Annotated in this window: 13 protein-coding genes; 7 read left to right on the top strand and 6 right to left on the bottom strand. The window is 49.2% G+C overall.

The window, feature by feature from the left end; all coding sequences use genetic code 11:
• The coding region (locus tag I2I11_RS19750; RefSeq protein ID WP_230680472.1) for an HD domain-containing protein at positions 1–626 on the top strand (626 nt) is incomplete at its 5' end.
• Positions 627–944: 318 nt separating this feature from the next.
• Entirely contained in the window at positions 945–2,933 is a 1,989-nt protein-coding gene (locus tag I2I11_RS19755) for a monovalent cation:proton antiporter family protein (RefSeq protein WP_196269485.1), read from the top strand.
• A 79-nt stretch (positions 2,934–3,012) separates the two neighbouring features.
• Here I2I11_RS19755 and I2I11_RS19760 read toward each other — a convergent pair whose 3' ends face one another.
• Positions 3,013–3,615, bottom strand: coding sequence for a DUF4136 domain-containing protein (locus tag I2I11_RS19760; RefSeq protein ID WP_196269486.1), 603 nt, complete (start codon positions 3,613–3,615; stop codon positions 3,013–3,015).
• Between the two features lie 743 nt (positions 3,616–4,358).
• Between I2I11_RS19760 and I2I11_RS19765 the strand changes: the two genes are divergently transcribed.
• The 5 genes from I2I11_RS19765 (at position 4,359) to alr (ending at position 13,973) form a co-directional block, all read left to right on the top strand.
• Positions 4,359–5,198 (top strand): DUF1206 domain-containing protein, encoded by an 840-nt coding sequence (locus I2I11_RS19765; RefSeq protein WP_196269487.1) that lies wholly within the window; start codon positions 4,359–4,361, stop codon positions 5,196–5,198.
• Between the two features lie 239 nt (positions 5,199–5,437).
• Positions 5,438–6,796, top strand: coding sequence for a sigma-54-dependent transcriptional regulator (locus tag I2I11_RS19770; RefSeq protein WP_196269488.1), 1,359 nt, complete (start codon positions 5,438–5,440; stop codon positions 6,794–6,796).
• 413 nt (positions 6,797–7,209) lie between these two features.
• On the top strand, positions 7,210–11,490 hold the full coding sequence (locus I2I11_RS19775; protein WP_196269489.1) for a PAS domain S-box protein: 4,281 nt from the start codon (positions 7,210–7,212) through the stop codon (positions 11,488–11,490).
• 159 nt (positions 11,491–11,649) lie between these two features.
• A complete protein-coding gene (locus tag I2I11_RS19780) occupies positions 11,650–12,816 on the top strand; it encodes an amidohydrolase (protein ID WP_196269490.1) in 1,167 nt (388 codons plus the stop codon).
• Positions 12,817–12,821: 5 nt separating this feature from the next.
• A complete protein-coding gene (gene alr / locus I2I11_RS19785) occupies positions 12,822–13,973 on the top strand; it encodes an alanine racemase (RefSeq protein WP_196269491.1) in 1,152 nt (383 codons plus the stop codon).
• Between the two features lie 172 nt (positions 13,974–14,145).
• Here the strand turns inward: alr and I2I11_RS19790 are convergent, their stop codons facing one another.
• From I2I11_RS19790 to I2I11_RS19810, 5 genes are all read right to left on the bottom strand, one after another.
• A complete protein-coding gene (locus I2I11_RS19790) occupies positions 14,146–15,489 on the bottom strand; it encodes a DUF2254 domain-containing protein (RefSeq protein ID WP_196269492.1) in 1,344 nt (447 codons plus the stop codon).
• 155 nt (positions 15,490–15,644) lie between these two features.
• Positions 15,645–16,043 (bottom strand): FixH family protein, encoded by a 399-nt coding sequence (locus tag I2I11_RS19795; RefSeq protein ID WP_196269493.1) that lies wholly within the window; start codon positions 16,041–16,043, stop codon positions 15,645–15,647.
• Between the two features lie 56 nt (positions 16,044–16,099).
• Positions 16,100–16,525, bottom strand: coding sequence for a helix-turn-helix domain-containing protein (locus I2I11_RS19800; protein WP_196269494.1), 426 nt, complete (start codon positions 16,523–16,525; stop codon positions 16,100–16,102).
• 692 nt (positions 16,526–17,217) lie between these two features.
• Positions 17,218–17,838, bottom strand: coding sequence for a plastocyanin/azurin family copper-binding protein (locus I2I11_RS19805; protein WP_196269495.1), 621 nt, complete (start codon positions 17,836–17,838; stop codon positions 17,218–17,220).
• 13 nt (positions 17,839–17,851) lie between these two features.
• Positions 17,852–19,597, bottom strand: coding sequence for a L,D-transpeptidase family protein (locus tag I2I11_RS19810; RefSeq protein WP_196269496.1), 1,746 nt, complete (start codon positions 19,595–19,597; stop codon positions 17,852–17,854).
• Between the last annotated feature and the right edge of the window lie 99 nt (positions 19,598–19,696).

Genomic DNA, 19,696 nt, shown 5'->3' on the forward strand with positions numbered 1-19,696 from the left:
CGGCAGATTACGTAAAAGAACTTTTATCGGGCGAAGGGTCCGGGCACGACTGGTGGCATATTAACCGTGTCCGGAACAATGCCAGAGCTATTGCAGCTCATGAAGAAGCAGACCTTTTTGTAGTAGAGCTGGCAGCCCTGCTCCACGATATCGGCGACCATAAGTTCCATGGCGGGGACGAAATGGTCGGGCCGCGTATGGCGCAGGAATGGCTGGAACAGCATCAGGTATCACCTGAGATTACACAGCATGTATGCCTGATTATAAAGGAACTATCCTTTAAAGGAGCGGGCACATCCTCTGCCATGAGCAGTAGAGAAGGCTGTGTGGTGCAGGATGCCGATCGGCTGGATGCCATTGGAGCGATTGGCATTGCAAGGGCCTTCGCTTACGGCGGCCATAAAGGACGCGAACTGTACAATCCGCAAATTCCGCCGGAGCTGCACGAGAGCTTTGCTGCTTATAAAGCCAGCGCCGCTCCCACCATCAATCACTTCTATGAAAAGCTCCTGTTGCTGAAAGACCGGATGTATACTGACATGGCAAAGCAGCTGGCCGTGCAGCGCCATCAATACATGGAAACTTTTCTGGACCAGTTTGATGCGGAGTGGCAAGGGTTACGTTAAATGCCTGACAGACAAAGCTGATGGTTGCCTGGTGATTGCTATTGGTAAGCTGTTGTTTTAAAGAACATCAACAAAGTATAACCTTTATGCTGAAGTATAAACGCTGCTTCTCAGACAGGACTCAACAGGGAAATTGATATTTGCTTTTATTCACCAATGATTATTCTGAAGCGTAATCCGTAATGCATACAACATTGCCGCGCCATACTTGGGTCATGGCAGCTTAGTTTTACAGTTACCATACTCGGCGAACAAAAGCATATGCCTGTGGCCGGTAGCACTGCGGCATACGAATTCAGCACTTACAAAATTAAACCTATGGAAATACCCTTACTCTCTGACATCGTCATTATACTAGGCCTGTCGGTGGTAGTGATTCTGCTGTTTCAGCGGTTTAAGCTGCCTACCATACTTGGCTTTCTGGCTACAGGCGTTATCGCGGGGCCGCATGGGCTGAGCCTGATAACGGCTACCCACGACATTGAAATACTGGCTGAAATCGGTGTTATTCTGCTTCTTTTCATCATTGGTATGGAGTTTTCGCTCCGTAACCTGGCCCTTATTAAGCGCACAGTGTTGCTGGGCGGCACCACCCAGGTGCTGGCTACTATTGGTCTCATAGCTTTGGTAATGCTGCTGTTTAACTATAGTATGGGCGAGGCATTTTTCATGGGCTTCCTGATTGCGCTGAGCAGCACAGCCATCGTATTAAAGCTGCTCCAGGACAAAGGAGAAATAAACAGCCCGCAGGGGCGTGTGGTACTGGGCATCCTCATTTTCCAGGACATTGTAGTGGTGCCGATGATGCTGCTGGCGCCGCTGATGGCAGGCGGATCGCAGAATATTGCCCTGGAGTTGCTGCTGATGGCCTTAAAAGGAGCATTCATTATTATATTTATGCTGGTAAGTGCCCGCTACCTGGTGCCGCGCCTGCTGTACCTGGTGGCGCGCACCAAGAGCAAAGAGCTTTTTATACTTTCGGTGGTGGTGATTTGCTTTGCTGTAGCCTGGCTCACCTCCAGTTTAGGCCTATCGCTGGCTTTGGGCGCTTTTATGGCCGGCCTCATTATTTCGGAGTCGGAGTACAGTCACCAGGCTACCAGCAACATACTTCCCTTTCGCGAGATTTTTACCAGCTTCTTCTTCGTTTCTATCGGCATGCTGCTCGACTTTCATTTTATGATCCGGCACCTTCCCGTTATCCTGGGCCTCACGCTGATTGTTTTGCTTATCAAAACCCTGGTAGCCACCATCGCCACCCGCCTGCTGCAGTATCCGCTCCGCATTTCGCTGCTGGTTGGCCTCTCTATTTTCCAGGTGGGTGAATTTGCCTTTATACTTTCCAAAACTGGTACCACTTACGGGCTGCTTACAGAGCAGACCTACCAATATTTCCTGTGCGTGTCGCTGCTGAGTATGGCCATCACACCTTTTATCATCGGGTACTCCCAAAAACTGGCCCTGGGTGTAAGTTCGCTCCTCAGCGCCAACCAGGAGGAAGTGCCCTTCGCCCCTACCGACGCAGCATCCGACCTCCCCAACCTGAGCGATCATGTCGTGATTATAGGTTTTGGCATAAACGGCCGCAATGTGGCCAGGGCAGCCAGGTTTGCCCATATCCCTTATGTTATAGTAGAGCTTAATGCTGTAACAGTGAAGCATGAACGCCAGCAGGGCGAACCTATACTTTATGGTGACGCCGTGCACGGCAATATCCTGCATCATGTAAACATACATCAGGCCCGGGTGGTGGTGGTGGCCATCTCAGACCCGGAGGCCACGCGGCGGATTACGGCCAGCATCCGCCAGCTTTCTGATAAAGTACACGTGATTGTGCGTGTGCGTTTTGTGCAGGAAATGGAGGAAAACTACCGGCTGGGCGCTGACGAAGTGATTCCGGAGGAGTTTGAAACGTCTATCGAGATATTTACCAGGGTGCTCTCCAAATACCTGATGCCCCGCGACCAGATAGAGGCCTTTACACACAAAATACGCGCCGACAACTACGACATGCTGCGCAGCCTGGCGGGACGCAACACCGGTATGGGCGATTTTGAAGCAGACCTGCCCGACATTGAAGTTGCCAGCCTGCGCGTTTATACCGATGACAAGGATATCATAGATAAACCTATACATGAAATGGATATCCGCAAGCAGTTCAGTATCACGGTGGTCGCCATTAAGCGGGATGGTAATACTATTCTGAACGTGAACGCCCAGACAGTATTAAAGCAAGGGGATGTGGTATACGTGGTAGGAAGGCCCGATGATGTAATGCGCTTCAGCAATTACCTGAAAAACGACTGACAGGCACACTTTCCCTGCTGTTTATTTTCCGGTTTGTACCTGTCCCGTATGGCTGAAAGTATAAGTTGCATTGTCAGGTTTACGGCTTCTTTTGCGGCAATTTACCCAATATTTCTTCTACCTGCTGCTGCACTTTACGATAGCCGGCCCTGAAGTTTGAGATAGCCCCTTCCGACCACCCGCGCCACACCAATGCGCCTGTTGCCGGATTTATCATGTCGATGATCAGGGTACCTTCCTTAAACAGATCCACAGGGCGGTAGCCGGGCAGGCCGGCGTCTTTGTAATGATAGCGGTAACCACTCATATAAGCATAACTATACCCGAAGCCAGGCGCAAAATTTTCAGGTTTGTCTTTCTCCACCGGCACCGACACACTTACATCGTAAGCCAGCAACACATCTGGATTGGCAGTGGCAGCTACCTTTTTATACCCTCTTTGCTGCAACTCCTCCTCCACCGCTTTCCGGATATTTTTATCGAGACTGGCGTTAAATCCTTCGTCGTAAGCGGCCGGAGCTAGCGGCTGCTCCTGGTACCAGGCATAAGTTGTATATATAGCCGGCTTTGCGCCTGGCGCTGCTATGGCAGTAGTATGCACTATACCCGAACCAACCACACAGGCGCTCAACAAAAATGGCAACAGCAGGTACAGGCAAACAAAAGACAGATCTTTTCTCATTTTGTTTAATATAGGGCGACGGTCATAATAAATTTACAGCTTTGAAGTATACGTAGCAATATTCCGGGCGCTATACCTCATGTTCATACCTGATAATCAAATGCCTATTATCAATTGTATCAAGTATAGATATATGTTATTTTAACCTGCCTGCTTAGCCCGTTAAAACAGTACAGAGCACCATACATGGATTTTCCGGCAAAGTAAAAACCGGTCATACTGCCGGGCACGGCGGGCAGAAAGCAAATTAAAATCAGGCGGAAACCTCTTATGCAACCTCCGGCAGATGTGTATATAGCAGCACCATCTGGCGGCCTTTTTCTTTACGCAACTTACGTTCTTAAGCTGCTACAAAAATAATATGTTGCGCCAAAGATATAATTCTAAATCATTTTACAGCGCTGTTTTTCCTTTTGGCTTACCTGTATATAAGGATATACAATCGCTGGCTAAAAAGGTAAAACACAAAAAACTATTTTGCCGATGCTGGCTACAACCCCGAATTACCACACCGCCGAAGAAGTTCTTTTTAGTATTAAATCCGGCTGGAGGGTGTTTATACATGGCAGCACGCCGGCGCATACATCAGTATGGCCCGGCCGGATTACCACAGCAGACTTAGGAAAGAAGCTTTCAACCGCTTCAGGTGTCTGTGGGATCTTTAAATTATATAACTATAAAAGTTAAAAACGGGTATGAGAAGGTACTTAATTAAATAAATCTTCAAACTAAACTATATCTATATGGCTGATATTGCTGCTCATGTTCCTGCCCCACCGCCAAAGTGGGTAAAAAAGTTCGCCAGAATTGGCCTTATCGCCAAGGGCGTGGTATATTGTCTGGTAGGCATCCTCGCCTTTATGGCCGCTTTCGAACTTGGCGGCAAGTCTACACAGGATGCCGGTAAAAAAGGAGTATTCCAGTTTATACTTCAGCAACCTTTCGGAAAAGTGCTGCTGGCCATTGTGGCGCTCGGCCTGTTTTGCTACTGCATCTGGCGACTGATAGAAGCTATAAAGGATACAGAACGCAAAGGAAATGATGCAAAAGGTATAGCCGTGCGCCTGCGCTATGCCTTTAGCGGGCTTGTTTATGGTGCGCTGGCCTTCTATGCCGCTAAACTCGTCCTCGGATCAGGTAGTAGCGGCGGTGGCGGCGGCGGTTCGCGCGAAACAATGGCACGCGAACTGTTGCACCAGCCGTTCGGGCAGTGGCTGGTGGGCATTGTGGCAGTAGGCACTGCGCTTGCCGGTTTATATCAGATATACCTGGGCCTTTCAGATAAGTACAAAGAGAAAGTGCAGAAATCAGGCCTGGCACATGACAAGGAAGCGATGATGATTCGTGCTGGCAAAATCGGGTATGTGGCCCGCGGCATTGTTTGGATCGTAATCGGCTACCTGTTTCTGAAAGCCGCCTTACAGGCCAATGCCAACCAGGCCGGTGGCAGCGACAGCGCCTTCCAGTGGCTCGAAAATTCATCTTACGGGTCGTACATCCTGGGAGCCGTAGCGCTGGGCCTGATATGCTACGGTATATTTATGTTTATGCGTGCCAAGTACCAGGCCATCAACGGCGCGTAAGTACAAGAGTTATTTCCTTTTTCCGGAGCCACTGCTTTGTTAGCATATAACAAAACAGTGGCTTTTTCATGTACGGGTTTTCTTATAAAATTGTACTACGCAGAAATACATAGAAATCGGCTATATATTTCCTGCTATACCCGGATAGCCATAAGAGGCGGCAGAATAAATAAAATTTTCTAGCTTCACAGGAAATTGTAACTTTGGAATTGCACAGAATAGGTGCTGTTTTAACCTGCATGAAAAACGCTTCCTTCAAAATCTTTATCCTGGATGATGATGTGTGGTACAGTGAGTTACTGGCATATCACCTGTCGCTAAACCCGGATTACGAACTTAAAATATTTCATACTGCCAGCGACTGCCTTGCCGGCATGCACGAGTGCCCGGATATAGTTACACTGGATTATTCGCTGCCTGACAAAAGCGGCACGGACGTACTCAAAAAAACCAAGGCGCTCCACCCGGATACCCAGGTTATAATTATTTCAGGCCAGGACGACGTGGCAACGGCTGTGGATTTGCTTAAAAAAGGCGCCTACGATTACCTTGTAAAAGACGACGAGACCCCTCAAAGGCTTTGGAATGCCATCCACAAGATCCGCGAAAACGTATCGCTGCGCGCAGAAATCAGCCGGCTGCGCGATGAGGTAGGCCAAAAGTATGATTTCAGCAAGGTTATCATCGGCAACAGCGAACCCATCAGGCATGTTTTTGAGATGATGGACAAAGCCGCTAAAACCAATATTACGATTTCCATACATGGCGAAACAGGAACAGGCAAAGAACTGGTGGCCAAAGCCATACATTACAATGGCCCAAAAAAAAATATGCCCTATGTAGCCGTAAATATAGCAGCTATTCCACGCGAACTCATTGAAAGTGAACTGTTCGGCCATGAGAAAGGCGCTTTTACCGGTGCTACAGCGCGCCGCTTGGGCAGGTTTGAAGAGGCCGGTAAGGGTACTATTTTTCTGGACGAAATCGGAGAGCTGGACATCAGTTTGCAAGCCAAGCTCCTGCGCGTACTTCAGGAGAAGGAAATAACCCGTGTGGGCGGCAATGCAGTAATACCGGTTGAAGGGCGCATTATAGTAGCTACGCACAAAAACCTGCCAGAGGAAGTGAAGAAAGGCAATTTCAGGGAAGACTTATATTATCGATTGCTAGGATTGCCTATCCACCTGCCGCCGCTCCGTGAGCGCGGCGGAGACATTCTGGTACTAGCCAAAACGTTTATAGATAACTTTGCCCGGGAAAATGGATTGGGTAAAAAAACGCTTTCTGAAGCAGCCCAGCAAAAACTGCTCTCCTACCCTTTTCCTGGTAATGTGCGCGAGCTGAAAGCCCTGGCAGAGCTGGCCGTGGTACTGTCGGATGAAGAAGAAATACAGGAGCAGGAAATAAATTTTACTGCCAATGCCACGGAAAAAGATTTCCTGGCAACGGAACGTTCGCTTAAAGATTATACTATTGCTATCATCCAGCATTTTCTTGACAAGTATGACTACAATGTACTGCTGGTAGCGCAAAAGCTCGACGTGGGCAAATCCACGCTCTACAGAATGATTCAGAACCAGGAACTCCGCATAAAATAAACTCAGGGCCGGGTACAGGCAAAACGCACCTTTTATCAAAGCAGGTCACCCCGCAAATTAGTTTATTTCCGATTGCAGCAGGTATAAAGCAGCGGACAGGTCAGGATCTGAAAGAACAAAGTATGGCAGAAAAAATAGGAGTATGATTTATTCGTGTCTTACGGTTTTTGTACCAGGATTTTCGTCCCGCTTTTTATATCCTGTTGAGGTGCATACCACTTGCATGAGTTTATACTCCTTTTGTTGTCCGGCTGCCCCGGTAACCACCAGTATGGCAGGGAATGTTCTGTAAGTGCGGCTTACGCAGCAATTTCTATTGGTTTTGCTGAACCTAAAAAACTTAGCCGCGAGAAAGGTTAAAAGTGAACTCTAAATTATAAAATGCCTTATATTGCCGTACAATTAGCCCGGATATGGAATTATTACAGGAAATAACGCAGCTGCGCCAGCAATTGGATCAGGAGCGGCAAGCGCGAATAGCTGCCGAAGAATTGGCAGAAGAGCGAGGCAGGTATATAACGGAAAAGTGCCAGAACCAAGATCTGCTGGAACTCCAGTCCGGATTCCAGGAAGAATACCCTAATCCTATTTTCCGGGTTGACTATACCGGTCAGGTAATCTACGCCAATACAGCAGGCCAGCACCTGCTCCACACACAGATACAGCACCGGCACCCAAGCTTTAGCAGGCTGCTGCGCCGTAAAGTCTGCCAGCTGGGTCACGGGAATACACCTGCTACCTTCAAATCATACATTGCGCAACACTATTACATGCTTTTCCTGGTGCCGCTGCCAGGTAAAGGGTATGTAAACATTTATATGACCGACATTACGGCCTGGCATAAAGCCGAACTTGCCTTATACGAAAGCCAGAACTTTGTCACGAACATTGCCCGCACCAGTCCCAGCATCACTTATATTTATGATATAGAAGAAGATAAATGCATTTACCTGAACGAGCGCATTACGCAGGTGCTGGGCTATACCAGCGCTGATATTGCCGCTATGGAAGGTAACTTTTTCACCTCAATCGTTGTGTACGAAGACCTGCAGCGCCTCTATAACCATACCTACCGCATGCTGCACGCGCAGGACAGCGACATAGAGGAAACAGAATACCAGGTACAGCACAAAGATAAAAGCATAAGGCACCTGCTTTGCCGCGAAAGTGTATTTAAAAGGGGTCGCGATGGTCAGGTGGTGCAGGTAATCGGTGCGGCTGACGATGTAACAGATCTGTGGCGTAAAAACCAGGAACTGGAGCGCCAGAAAAATTTTTATGAAACTATCCTCAACCTGATACCCTCCGACATAGCCGTTTACGACAAAAACTTACGTTATCTCTTTGTTAATCCTGCGGCCATACCCGACGTACAGTTGCGCGAGTGGATTATTGGTAAAACCAACGAGGAGTACTGCCATTACCGCAATGTGCCGCTGGAGCGCCTGGAGAAGAGAGGCAGCTACCTGACCCGCGCCCTGGTGGAGAAAAAGCAAGTAGCGTTTGAAGAACGGCTGCCTGATAAAAAAGGGAATTTTTCCTATCATATCCGGAACTTAAGCCCCAGCATAAATAAAGACGGCGAAGTAGAGTTAATCATTGGCTATGGCCTTAATATCACGGATTTGCGCAGGGCGCAGGAGGCAATTGAGCTGAGTGAGGCTAAGAACAGGGCCATACTTGCTGCTATTCCGGATCTCATCTTTATTTTTAATAGTGAAGGTATTTGCCTGGACACAAAAAATGTGGGCCAGGAGCACCTGCTCATACCCCAGGATCAGGTGATAGGCAGCAGCATCCTAAAGCTGCTGCCCGACGGGTTAGGAGAACAGATGGAGCACCTGATTCGGAAGGTACTGGATATGGGAGCCCCTGAAGTAACGCATTTCGATCTGCAACTACCCGGCGGCATACGCTACTACGAAGCGCGCCTGATAAAGTATAGCCAGGACTATGTAATGATCATCGTCCGTGATACCACCGAAGAGCACAAGGCAGCACAGGAGGTACGCGAGAAAAATGAATTTATACGCCTCGTAATCGACACCAGTCCCAGCATGATTTATGTGAAGGACGAAAAAGGCAACTTTATACTGGCCAACCAGGAAATAGCAAATCTATTTAACGTGCCTCCGGAGGAGGTTACCGGCCTGAATACGCTCGATGTTACCTCAAACGATGAAGATGCCCGGCATTTGCTTGCCACAGACCTGGAGGTGATCCGGGAGCGCAGGGAGATGAAAGTGGTGGACAGGTTTACAAAGCCTGATGGGGAGGTATTGTGGCTCAGCACCATCAAAAGACCACTTATTACCAGCGATGGGCGAGTACATGTGCTGGGCATCTCTACCAATATTACTGAGCAGCGCCTGGCCAGCCAACGCCTGCAGCAAAGCGAAGAACTCTACCGCCTGCTTTCCGAAAACTCCAAAGACACCATTAGCCTGCATAACCTGGATGGCAGCTACAGCTATGTGTCGCAGGCGGCAGAAGAGATGTACGGCTACCCGGTAGCAGATTTGCTCCAGATGCAGCCTGCGGACATTATTCACCCGGATGACCTGCAGATGGTGCGCCAGGAGGGCTATCTGCGTGCTATCCGCGACAATAAAAATGCAACAGTAGTGCACCGCGCTATCAGAAAAGATGGCAGCATTATCTGGCTTGAAACGAACATGAAACCTGTCCGCGGGAAAGATGGCCTCATCGTAAAACTGCAATCTGCCTCACGCGATATCACCAAGCGCCGCGCCGCAGACGAGGCCCTCAAGTATAGCGAGAAAAAATACCGCGACCTCATCACCTACAGCCAGGCTTACATCTGCACCCACGACCTGCAAGGGCATATTCTCTCCGTAAACCCATACTTTAAGAAGATGCTCAACTACGAAGAGGATGAGCTGCAGGGCTCCTATATTCAAAACCTGGTCCCGGAAAAGCACCGCCACAACTTTCCGCAGTATATGCAGGAGTTTACAAACAAAAGCGTAGTAGACGGTGTGCTCTCCATTTTCAACAAGGAAAATGAGCAACGTTTCTTATACTTCCAAAGCTATAAAGTAGAGGAAGCCAAAAATGATTCTTACGTGGTGAGCATTGCACAGGATATTACAGAGAGGATGTTGGCGGAGCGTGAACTGGTAAAAGCCAAGGAGGCGGCAGAAGAATCTGCCCGCGTAAAAGAAAACTTCCTGGCCAACATGAGCCACGAAATCCGCACGCCTATGAACGGCATTATGGGTATGGCCGGGCTTTTGTCTAAAACTCCCCTGGACGATTACCAGAAGAATTATCTTAAAATAATCCGGCAGTCCACCGATAACCTGCTGGTAATTATCAACGACATTCTGGACATTGCCAAGATAGAAGCCGGCAAACTGGAATTGGAGGAAATCCCATTCAACATCAACGATACTGTAAAAGCCGCTTTCCAGACCCTCACCTACAAAGCAGAAGAAAAGGAAATAGCTTACCTGCTCAGGCCGCTAAGCCTAAAACAACCTGTCCTTATCGGTGATCCGTACCGCCTTAACCAGCTGTTGCTCAACTTCCTCAACAACGCCATCAAGTTTACAGAAGAAGGCAGTGTAACACTGAGCGGCGAAGTACTGGAAGAGGACGACGAGCAGTTGACCATTGCCTTTTCGGTAACGGATACAGGCATTGGTATACCCAAAGACAAGCAGTCATACATCTTCGAAGGCTTTACCCAGGCTTATACCAGCACTGCCCGCAAGTATGGCGGCACCGGCCTGGGCCTGAGCATCTGTAAAAATCTGGTAGAAATGCAGGGCGGACAGATTTGGGTGGAAAGCAAAGAAGGTGAAGGCAGCACTTTTAAGTTTACCCTCACCTACCGCAAGTCTACAGAAGAAACCGATCTGGACCAGCAGGAGGATAAAACAGACTATAGCAGCCTGGGCTCCTTACGCGTGCTGCTGGCCGAAGACAATGAAATAAATGTCTTCCTGGCGCAATCCATTATGCAAGGCTGGGGCTTTGAGGTAGCGGTGGCACATAACGGCCTGGAAGCGGTAGCACTGGCCCGGAAGGATGTATATGACGTTGTACTGATGGACATACAAATGCCGGAGCTAAGCGGCATCGACGCCACCCAAATTATCCGGTCACTGCCGGATCATGCCATGGCAAGCGTGCCTATCATTGCACTCACGGCCAATGCCCTGAAAGGCGACGCTGAAAAATACCTGAGCAGCGGCATGAATGCTTATCTGTCCAAGCCTTTTGAAGAAGACAAGCTGTTCCAGAAGATAGCGTCTGTGCTGCCGCACCTGTTAAAATCGAAACCAGAACAACTTACAGCAACTCCAACTGTAGTACCGCCAACGCCGGAAGCCCCCCTCTACAACCTGGAAATGCTACTTAAAATGTCGCGGGGCAACGAGGCCTTTCTGAACCGGGCAAAGCAACTCTTTGTAGACACCGTGCCGCTGACTATCCTGGATATGCAGGAAAAAAGCCGCCAGGCAGACTGGATCGGCGTCAGTGCCGCCGCTCATAAACTTAAAGCCAGCGTTGACATGATGCGCATTGAAAAGCTACATGATGTGGTACGTCAGATTGAGCAGGATGCCAAAACAGCAGAAAACCTGCCCCTCGTTACAGCCAACGTCCACCTGACCTCCGAGGTTATGGATGCGGTGATAGCACAGCTCCGGGCAGAACTGAATTAACACTGCCAGTCTCCAAGATAGGCGCTGTGGAAGTGTAAAAGGGGAGTTTTCCGGATGAAGCTCCCCTTTTACACTTCTGATAAACAAAAGTATGCGCTTTGGGGTACGTATATCCTGTACAGAAACGTGGCACATGCTGCTGCAAAATGCAATGTATAGATGACGAACCAGTTAAAGCTCCCCCACCATAATGCCCTTACCGCATTCCGCCATGAACTGCACCGGCACCCCGACCTGTCGGGCCGGGAGCAGGAAACGGCTGAAAGGATTGCAGCTTTTCTGAAACAATACCATCCGGATCAGCTGCTAATCGGATTGGGCGGAACAGGTGTAGCCGCCGTCTTTAACGGGATAGCCCTGAGCGAAGGTCCCACAGTGCTCTTCCGGGCAGAACTGGATGCTTTACCAATCGCCGAGGCAAATTCAAGCCTCCCCTATAAATCAATACATCCAACGATTGCACATACATGCGGGCATGACGGACACATGGCAATTCTGGCTGGTCTGGCAAGTCTGCTGCACCGGCAAAAACCCGCTACCGGCAGGGTAATTCTGCTGTACCAGCCTGCCGAAGAAACGGGCGCAGGCGCCTGGGCTGTCCTGCAGGACAAGTCTTTCACGGATCTGCTGCCTGATTATGTTTTCGCGCTGCACAACCTGCCGGGCGTACCGTTGCACCAGGTAGTGGTGCGGCAGGAGGTTTTCGCTGCCGCCTCCACGGGTATGGTCATCGCGTTGCAGGGCAAATCATCGCATGCGGCAGAACCGGAAAATGGCCTTAATCCGGGTGAGGCGATGGCAGAAATCATACTTGTCCTGAACCGGGTAGCAGCAAACAAAGCGCAGTTTAAAGACCTTACACTGCTTACCATTATACATGCCCGGCTCGGCGACATAGCTTTTGGGACCAATCCTGGATTCGCGACGGTGATGGCTACGCTCCGCGCCTATAAACCCCGGGATCTGCAACTGCTTAGGCAACAGGCGCAGCAAGCAGCGACACGTCTGGCAAACAGATATAAGCTGGCCTTTACCATATGCTTTGAGGAAGAATTCCCGGCTACTATCAACAACTCTGACGCTGTTGGCGTGATACAGCGGGCAGCGCATAAAACCGGCCTTCAGGTGCAGGAGGCCGGACAGCCGTTCCGGTGGTCAGAGGATTTCGGGCATTTTACGAACAGGTACAAAGGCGCGCTCTTCGGTTTAGGGGCCGGCATTTCGCAGCCCCAGCTACACCACGCCGACTACGATTTTCCGGACGAGCTGCTGGCAAGTGGCGCTTCTCTTTTTTATGCCATTGCGCAAGAAATCCTGAATCCTTAAAACCCATGTTGCACAGTTCCTACATCGAGATAAGTAAATCAGCACTTCAGCATAATATCAGTTTTGTCAGGCAGCAAATCGGGCCGGGCGTAAGGCTGTCGTCTGTGGTAAAAGGCAATGCTTACGGCCACGGCCTCGAGCAGCTTGCACCTCTGGCACAGGCAAACGGCGTGGATCATTTTTCAGTATTCAGCGCCGACGAAGCCCAGCGCCTGCTTGCTGTACTGCCCCGCCCCGCCACGATTATGATAATGGGCTACCTGGACAAAGACGAAATAGAATGGGCCATTCAGCATAAGATTCAGTTTTTTGTATTTGAGCCAGAGCGCCTTGCCCTGGCAGCGGCGGCAGCAAAACGACTGAACAGCCGGGCAGAAATACATCTTGAACTCGAAACGGGCATGCACCGGACAGGCTTCGACGCCGCTGCGCTGCCTGAAGCTATATCCTTTCTAAAGGCACACCGGGAGCATGTGCTGCTGCAGGGTATTTGCACCCATTATGCCGGCGCCGAAAGCCTGCAGAACCACGAACGTGTGCTGGCACAGTATAGCAAATTCAATAAAATAGTACAGGAACTTGCCCGAACGGGTATTAAAGCACCCATCACCCACACCGCCTGTTCCGCCGCCATGATATCTTATCCCCAAACCCATATGGGCATGGTGCGGGTTGGCATTATGCAGTATGGCCTGTGGCCCAGCCCCGAAACGTACAACCAGTACATCAGCGCTCATCAGGTTAACAAAGATCCGCTACGCCGCCTCATTACCTGGAAGAGCCGCATCATGAGCCTGAAGCACGTGGCTAAAGGCAGCTATGTCGGCTATGGCACCTCTTACCAGGCTCCGCGCGATGTACTGCTGGCGGTGGTACCCGTTGGCTATGCCTGGGGCTACAGTCGCAGCCTGAGCAACCAGGGGCAGGTGCTGGTAAGAGGGCAACGCGCCGGCGTGGCAGGCATCGTGAACATGAACGCTATGATGGTGGACGTAACGAACATACCGGATGTACAGCAAAATGATGAAGTAGTACTGCTGGGCAAGCAAGGGGAACAAAGTATAACAGTAGCCTCGTTTGGTGAGCTCAGCACCCAACTCAACTATGAACTGCTCACCCGGCTCCCCGCCAACATCCCGCGTTCTATTGTTGACTGAGTACCGCAGGTATAGAAAGGCATATATAGGAAATATACATCCTGCTCTGGAATAGGAGCGCCGCCGGATGTTTAAGAGCGGCCAATCAGCTTCTCCGGACCATACTTTTGCTATTTCAGGAAAAATGTGGCTCCTGCCTCACTGTAAAAATATACTGCTTGCCCTACCACCTTTATTGCTGCAGGCTTAATAGCGGCAATGGCTTGTCAAGGGCGTTCATTTTGTTGAGCTGTTGCAGCATTCTGTTTATTTTCCGTCGGTCGCCGGGGTTGTGTATCTGCTGACCTGCATCATAAACCAGCAGCACCGCCTGCTCATAAAGCACTGGCTTGAACTGCGGGTATTGGGAAGCCTTGTAGAGCAGGCACTGCAGCATGTAAAGTAGCTTCAGCAGAATAATCACACTCCCTTTGCCATAGTTGCGAAGCGGGCTCAGGCACAGCGCATACACGTTTTCGAAAGTTTCATGCGCAAACCGGATGCGACCGGTGCCCTTTCTGTCATATAAAACTTTTTCATCTGTCAGTTCCATACGCAGGGCAAAAAGATCTGTCAGGTAATCAATTGCTTTAACAGCTGTGCCTGGATCGTTGATGCCGGGGCTGAGCGCTTTTACCGCACTCTCGGTAATATGCTTAAACCCAAACAGGTAATTTACTTCAGGGCGTTCTTCACGGTAAAAATTAATATGCTCCAGCAGCTCTTCCGTAAAGCCACCGCTATCGGGCAACAGTTTGTTAATGCGGGCAAATGGTATTCCCCGGATAACGAAACTGCCCAACGGTTGTTCAAAGCTCAGGACAATATCATGCTTTGCACAAACTTCTAGGGCAGCATCGCTATCCAGACTTTGCAGGTAGCCCGTTCTGGGGCTGCTGAGATAATGCCAGTCCTGGTTGTCTGAGAATAGAGGCGGCATGTCCGTTCCTTTATCGTTTTCTATGTCTTTACGGAGCCTGTTGTGCGTAACCTGGTAAATGCTCTCAAGTATACTTTCGATCTGAATAGTCTGAGAGATGGAATGTATGAAATACACGAAAAAGGCCAGGCAGAGAATGGTAAAGCACATCGCCAGGAAAATAGAGAAGCCTGGCAATAATTCGCTGTAAGCATCAGAGCGAATATTTACCATCACCACCAAAGTATAAATCAGCGTGCCCAAGTACAGGCCTAATACGCCCTGATTTGATTTATAAGAAATAAGGCCCGGAATAACGCGTGGTGTAAAATTAGCGCTCGCCTGGTTGAGCACCAGCATTACCATGGTAAAGCTGAAAACGGTAAGCGAAATAACGCCGGTGGTAATTGAGCTAAGTATGAGCCGCGCCGATGCGCCATTGGTGATAATAAAAAAAGGCATTGAGTGCAGGAGGCGTTCACTTAAACCATGCCGCTCCAGGTACAGCATCAGAAAAGCAAGTCCGAAGAAGCTAAGCGCCACCAGTGTGGTATAAAACCCCATGCTGCTGATAATGTACTGGTAAACAAACTTAATTCGGCTCAGGATGGATTTCATACGTTAGCGGTGGCACTATTTAAAACAGAATAACAGCCCTTCTTACTGCCGGCAGGAGTTTGAGGTTTTGGGCGCCTGAAAAGCTGCAGGGTTAAGTATAGCCTGATAAGAGAAAAGACAAGTATAAATTACAGGCACCTGCACAGCACCTAATGCTATTCTATTAGAATGGCCTTTTCGGAAAAGTAACTTTCTTCACCTGCCGTAAAAAACAGGCTTACCCGCCAGTGTCCCTTCTCCAGTCCGGCCACCATCACTTTCTGCCGCATATTCCAGTCTGGCTTTAGCCGGAGTTTTAAATCATGCCCGCTGTCTGAGGGATGCCGGAGGGTTACGCTACCGGCTATAGGTAAGCCCTCTAAAGTATAAGGCAGCTGCAAAATTACCGCCTGTTCTTCGGCGCTGTAGGTAACCGTTATTTCGTCTGTGGCTTCCTGGTTTCCGGGCAGCCATATCCGTAGCGCCATGTAGCCGATCAGGGCTACCAGCAGCACTGCCACAATGGTCATGGCCCATCGGGTAAAGGTTTTCCGGTTTTTATGCTGATGTGCCATAATTTGGTTTTACGCAGGTTACAAATAAACAGAAGGTTAGAAGCCAGCTTAACAAATTATGAGGCAGAAGTATAAACAGAGAATGTTTTATCAGTATAAAAAATAATCACCTGCTCCACTACTTTTTTCTGTATTGCTGCCGGCGTCTGTGCTGCTTTTACCTGCTGACTCTGCTCAACCGGTTCTGCAGCTTCCGTATCGCCAGGTTTCGCCTTAGCTGCCTTTCGTTCGGGCTCAGGCGAAGCAGCAGATGGCTTCGCCGTTGCTGCTAATGTATTTAGCATCTCTCCTTCACCCAGCAGCAGCCAGTTCATGCTTATGTCGGGATGTGCCTGAATTATCTTCAGCATTACATCCAGGCTTGGCTTGTTCCTGCCGCTAAGTATGTGGCTCAGAACCGCCCGGGGCACCTCTACCTCATCAGCAAACTGGGATGCACTCAGGTTTTTATAGTCCATCAACTGGCGGATTCTTTCTATCATACAAGAGACAAATCTGGGGTTACATTACAATTAACAAATGTAAACAAAGTAAATTAATTTATTGGCACTAATCCCTAAAGCACTTATTGCTTCTTAACTTATACTTTATAATTACTACATAACTTATTGTATGCTAAATATATATATGTACGTATATCACAGAGCACAAAATCTGTTTACAATTGTATATACATTTGTAAACAGATTGGATTAGGAGCAATGTAACCGAATTTATGCTCGTTTACAAATGGTAACAGCGCCCTGTTTACAGATTTATATGCAGCTGGAGGATTAAGCCCGGTTTTCACATCTGACAGTATGTCAGCCGAATAAAAAAGTAATGTGGATAATTCGAGTTATCCACAATTGCTTAATCACCTGTTGATGAGGCTTGTATTGCCGTTTCGCTAAAGCTTCAGCAACCTGCTCTTTTAGCAGATCCGCCAACGTGTATAAAGGCTTCCGTTCGTGTGTCGCTGCGCTGATGCTATAGGAAAGCATACTTCTGTTGATGTGTTACAGGAGATGGGTTCATGGACCAGAAGTATCTCTGGTTCTAATAGCAGCAAGTATGGAATGGCACTCTAACTTTGACACCTGCTATATTCAGGTGAGGTATTTAGCCTGGCACAAAAAAGGGAGAGCACCTGTGCAGGTGCTCTCCCTTTTCAAACTAATGGTACAAGGCGGCTCTACTCTACAATAAACTTTCCGTGCATGCGCTGCCAGTGTTCGGGATAGGTACAAACAAAATCGTAGACGCCGGGCCTGGCCGGAGCCGTAAACTCCAGTTCTATGGTTTGCCCTGGCAGCGCTATCGGCGAGGCCGCAATAACGTTTTGGCTCGCGGGAACATAATTGCCCGAAGCACCGGCCTCTTCTCCTGCCAGCGCCACTTCCCTGTACTTGCCAGGCGCCGTGATAACAAGGTTGTGTACCATGGGCATATCCTGCGCTTCATTGGTCAGTTGCAGTTTTATCAAAGCCCCTGCTTCTGCCTTCAGGGTATCCAGATCAAAATGCATTTCTTCAGGGCTATTTCCTATGGCGTGCAGTGTCAGTTCTTTCACAGGTTGCCTGGCTGCTGAATCAGCATCAGCCATACTGCCTGAAGCGCCTGCCGCTGTAGTATCGGCTTTAGCAGCAGTTGTATCAGCATGTATAGCAGTAACTGTATCCGTTTCTGCCAGCGTCCCGTTTTCCGCATCGGTGGCGGGACCGGTATTGCAACCTGCCAGCACTGCCATAGCGGCGGCTACAGGCAACACATACAGCCGCCTGAGGCTCGTTCTCTTTTGTTTTATCAGATACACTGCTGCCTTTCTCTTAACCAAAATATGCCTTTTCCAGCTCTTTGTCCTGTCCATATAAATCGGGCCTGAAGTGGGTGTCTCCATTTTCGTCTACCCAGGCCGTAAAGTATACAATATATACCTGTACCTTTTTAGGCAGCGTAACCCAGGTTTCCTCATTGCCATTCATCGTTTCCCGTATACGCCCCTCATCCCATTCGGGCATGTCCTGGAGTATATACTTGGCCAGCTCGACAGGCTTCTCCAGGCGCACACAACCATGGCTGAAATCCCGCTGTGTCTGGCTGAACAGGGCATCAGCAGGTGTATCGTGCAGGTATACTGCATATTGGTTCGGGAACAGGAATTTGATAGATCCAAGGGCATTTTTCGGGCCCGGTTTCTGGCGCACCATATACTTAAAGTTCTTTTCCGTAACATTGGCCCAGTCTATCGACGAAGGCGACACCGGCTTCGGGTCTTTTTCTTTGGTTACGATTTCCATATTCTGCCGGGCCAGCCATCCGGGGTTTGACAGCATGTGCGGTTTCACTTCATTCACCACAATGCTGTTGGGCAGGTTCCAGTAAGGTGCCATCACGACGTACTCCATCTTATCACTGAAAATAGGGGTTTCGTGCAGGACTTTGCCTACAACTACGCGCATCTCCATCACCTCTTTGTATTCCCTTTCAGCCTCCGGATCATTGTTCGGATCTTCATAGATATACAGCTTGTACTCTGGGATATTTACCCATATATACTTCTGGTCGAGATCTTTCGGCACCATGCGTTTGGGTATCCAGCGCCAGCGCTCCATGTTGATGGTTATCTGGCGGATGCGATCTGCCAGGGGCACGTTCAGCGTTTTCAGGGTATTGCCGCCCACAATGCCGTCCTGCTCCAGTCCGTTCAGCATCTGAAAATGTTTTACCTGCTGCACCAGTTTATCGTCGTACACGCGCAGGCTTTTGTTATTAGGGTCCAGTTGCTGCGCCGGGTTCAGGCGCTTGCGCAGCGCCAGCACGGCGGCAGCGGTATCGCCTTTCTGTAGCGACTTGAGGTTGCCTAAATCAATTTTAGGCCAGCCCCCTTTTGCCTCCAATTGCCGGAATTCCTGTAGCTTGTCGCGCAGGCGCATGTATCCGGCATGCAGCGCCTCAAACTCATAGTAAGGATAGGTGCTTTCCCGCTCCTTCAGAATGGTCTGCAGCGCCTTGTTGAGCTTTATTTTGTTCTTTTTTACATCCCAGCTTACGGAGGCAGCATCTTCGGGATTTACGCGGCCCCTGTAAAAGTCAGAAGCAAAGTTAAAGTATGATGCGGTAAGCCCCACATCGATCTGCTGCTGCAGGGCCAGCCTGCTCGAGTCCTGCGGATCTTTTTCCTTGTACGCCTGTATCAGCTTATCGAAATCTATAATTTTATACTGTTTCGGATCTAGGCCTTCTTTGGAAGCATGCTCCACTGCCTCCAGGAAGTTTTGCGTCTCGGGCACCAGTTCGTTGTCGCGGAACCAGGCCAGTTTGTAATCCCGATCGCCGTAGAAAAGAAACATCAGGTCTTCATATTTCTTAAAGGCTGGCTCCTGTTTGATATAGTTTAATACAAAAAGGCTGTCTGTCTTAGCCTGCGGCAGCTCCTCTTTGCCGAGCAGCCCCTTTATGGTGTCTCCGGCAGTCTGGCCTTCGCTTGTCGATTGGTTGCAGCCTGTTACTATTGCCAGGCTTACCAGGGCTGCAAAAGATAGTATGGGAAATTTAAAAATATCAGAAATCATTTTTATCAGGTTAATAAGGGAAAACTGCTGCCTGTTTAAACTTAAGTGTTACAGCAATAATACGAAATGTTAAATATTAGAAATATACAATAATCTAAC

The organism is Pontibacter rufus (assembly GCF_015694705.1).
In the GTDB taxonomy this organism is placed as follows: domain Bacteria; phylum Bacteroidota; class Bacteroidia; order Cytophagales; family Hymenobacteraceae; genus Pontibacter; species Pontibacter rufus.

Coding starts and splice junctions, on each gene's coding strand:
- I2I11_RS19810 (WP_196269496.1), bottom strand. CDS start 19,597: ATGATTTCTGATATTTTTAAATTTCCCATACTATCTTTTGCAGCCCTG.
- I2I11_RS19775 (WP_196269489.1), top strand. CDS start 7,210: ATGGAATTATTACAGGAAATAACGCAGCTGCGCCAGCAATTGGATCAG.
- I2I11_RS19765 (WP_196269487.1), top strand. CDS start 4,359: ATGGCTGATATTGCTGCTCATGTTCCTGCCCCACCGCCAAAGTGGGTA.
- I2I11_RS19755 (WP_196269485.1), top strand. CDS start 945: ATGGAAATACCCTTACTCTCTGACATCGTCATTATACTAGGCCTGTCG.
- I2I11_RS19780 (WP_196269490.1), top strand. CDS start 11,650: ATGACGAACCAGTTAAAGCTCCCCCACCATAATGCCCTTACCGCATTC.
- I2I11_RS19800 (WP_196269494.1), bottom strand. CDS start 16,525: ATGATAGAAAGAATCCGCCAGTTGATGGACTATAAAAACCTGAGTGCA.
- I2I11_RS19790 (WP_196269492.1), bottom strand. CDS start 15,489: ATGAAATCCATCCTGAGCCGAATTAAGTTTGTTTACCAGTACATTATC.
- alr (WP_196269491.1), top strand. CDS start 12,822: ATGTTGCACAGTTCCTACATCGAGATAAGTAAATCAGCACTTCAGCAT.
- I2I11_RS19770 (WP_196269488.1), top strand. CDS start 5,438: ATGAAAAACGCTTCCTTCAAAATCTTTATCCTGGATGATGATGTGTGG.
- I2I11_RS19795 (WP_196269493.1), bottom strand. CDS start 16,043: ATGGCACATCAGCATAAAAACCGGAAAACCTTTACCCGATGGGCCATG.
- I2I11_RS19760 (WP_196269486.1), bottom strand. CDS start 3,615: ATGAGAAAAGATCTGTCTTTTGTTTGCCTGTACCTGCTGTTGCCATTT.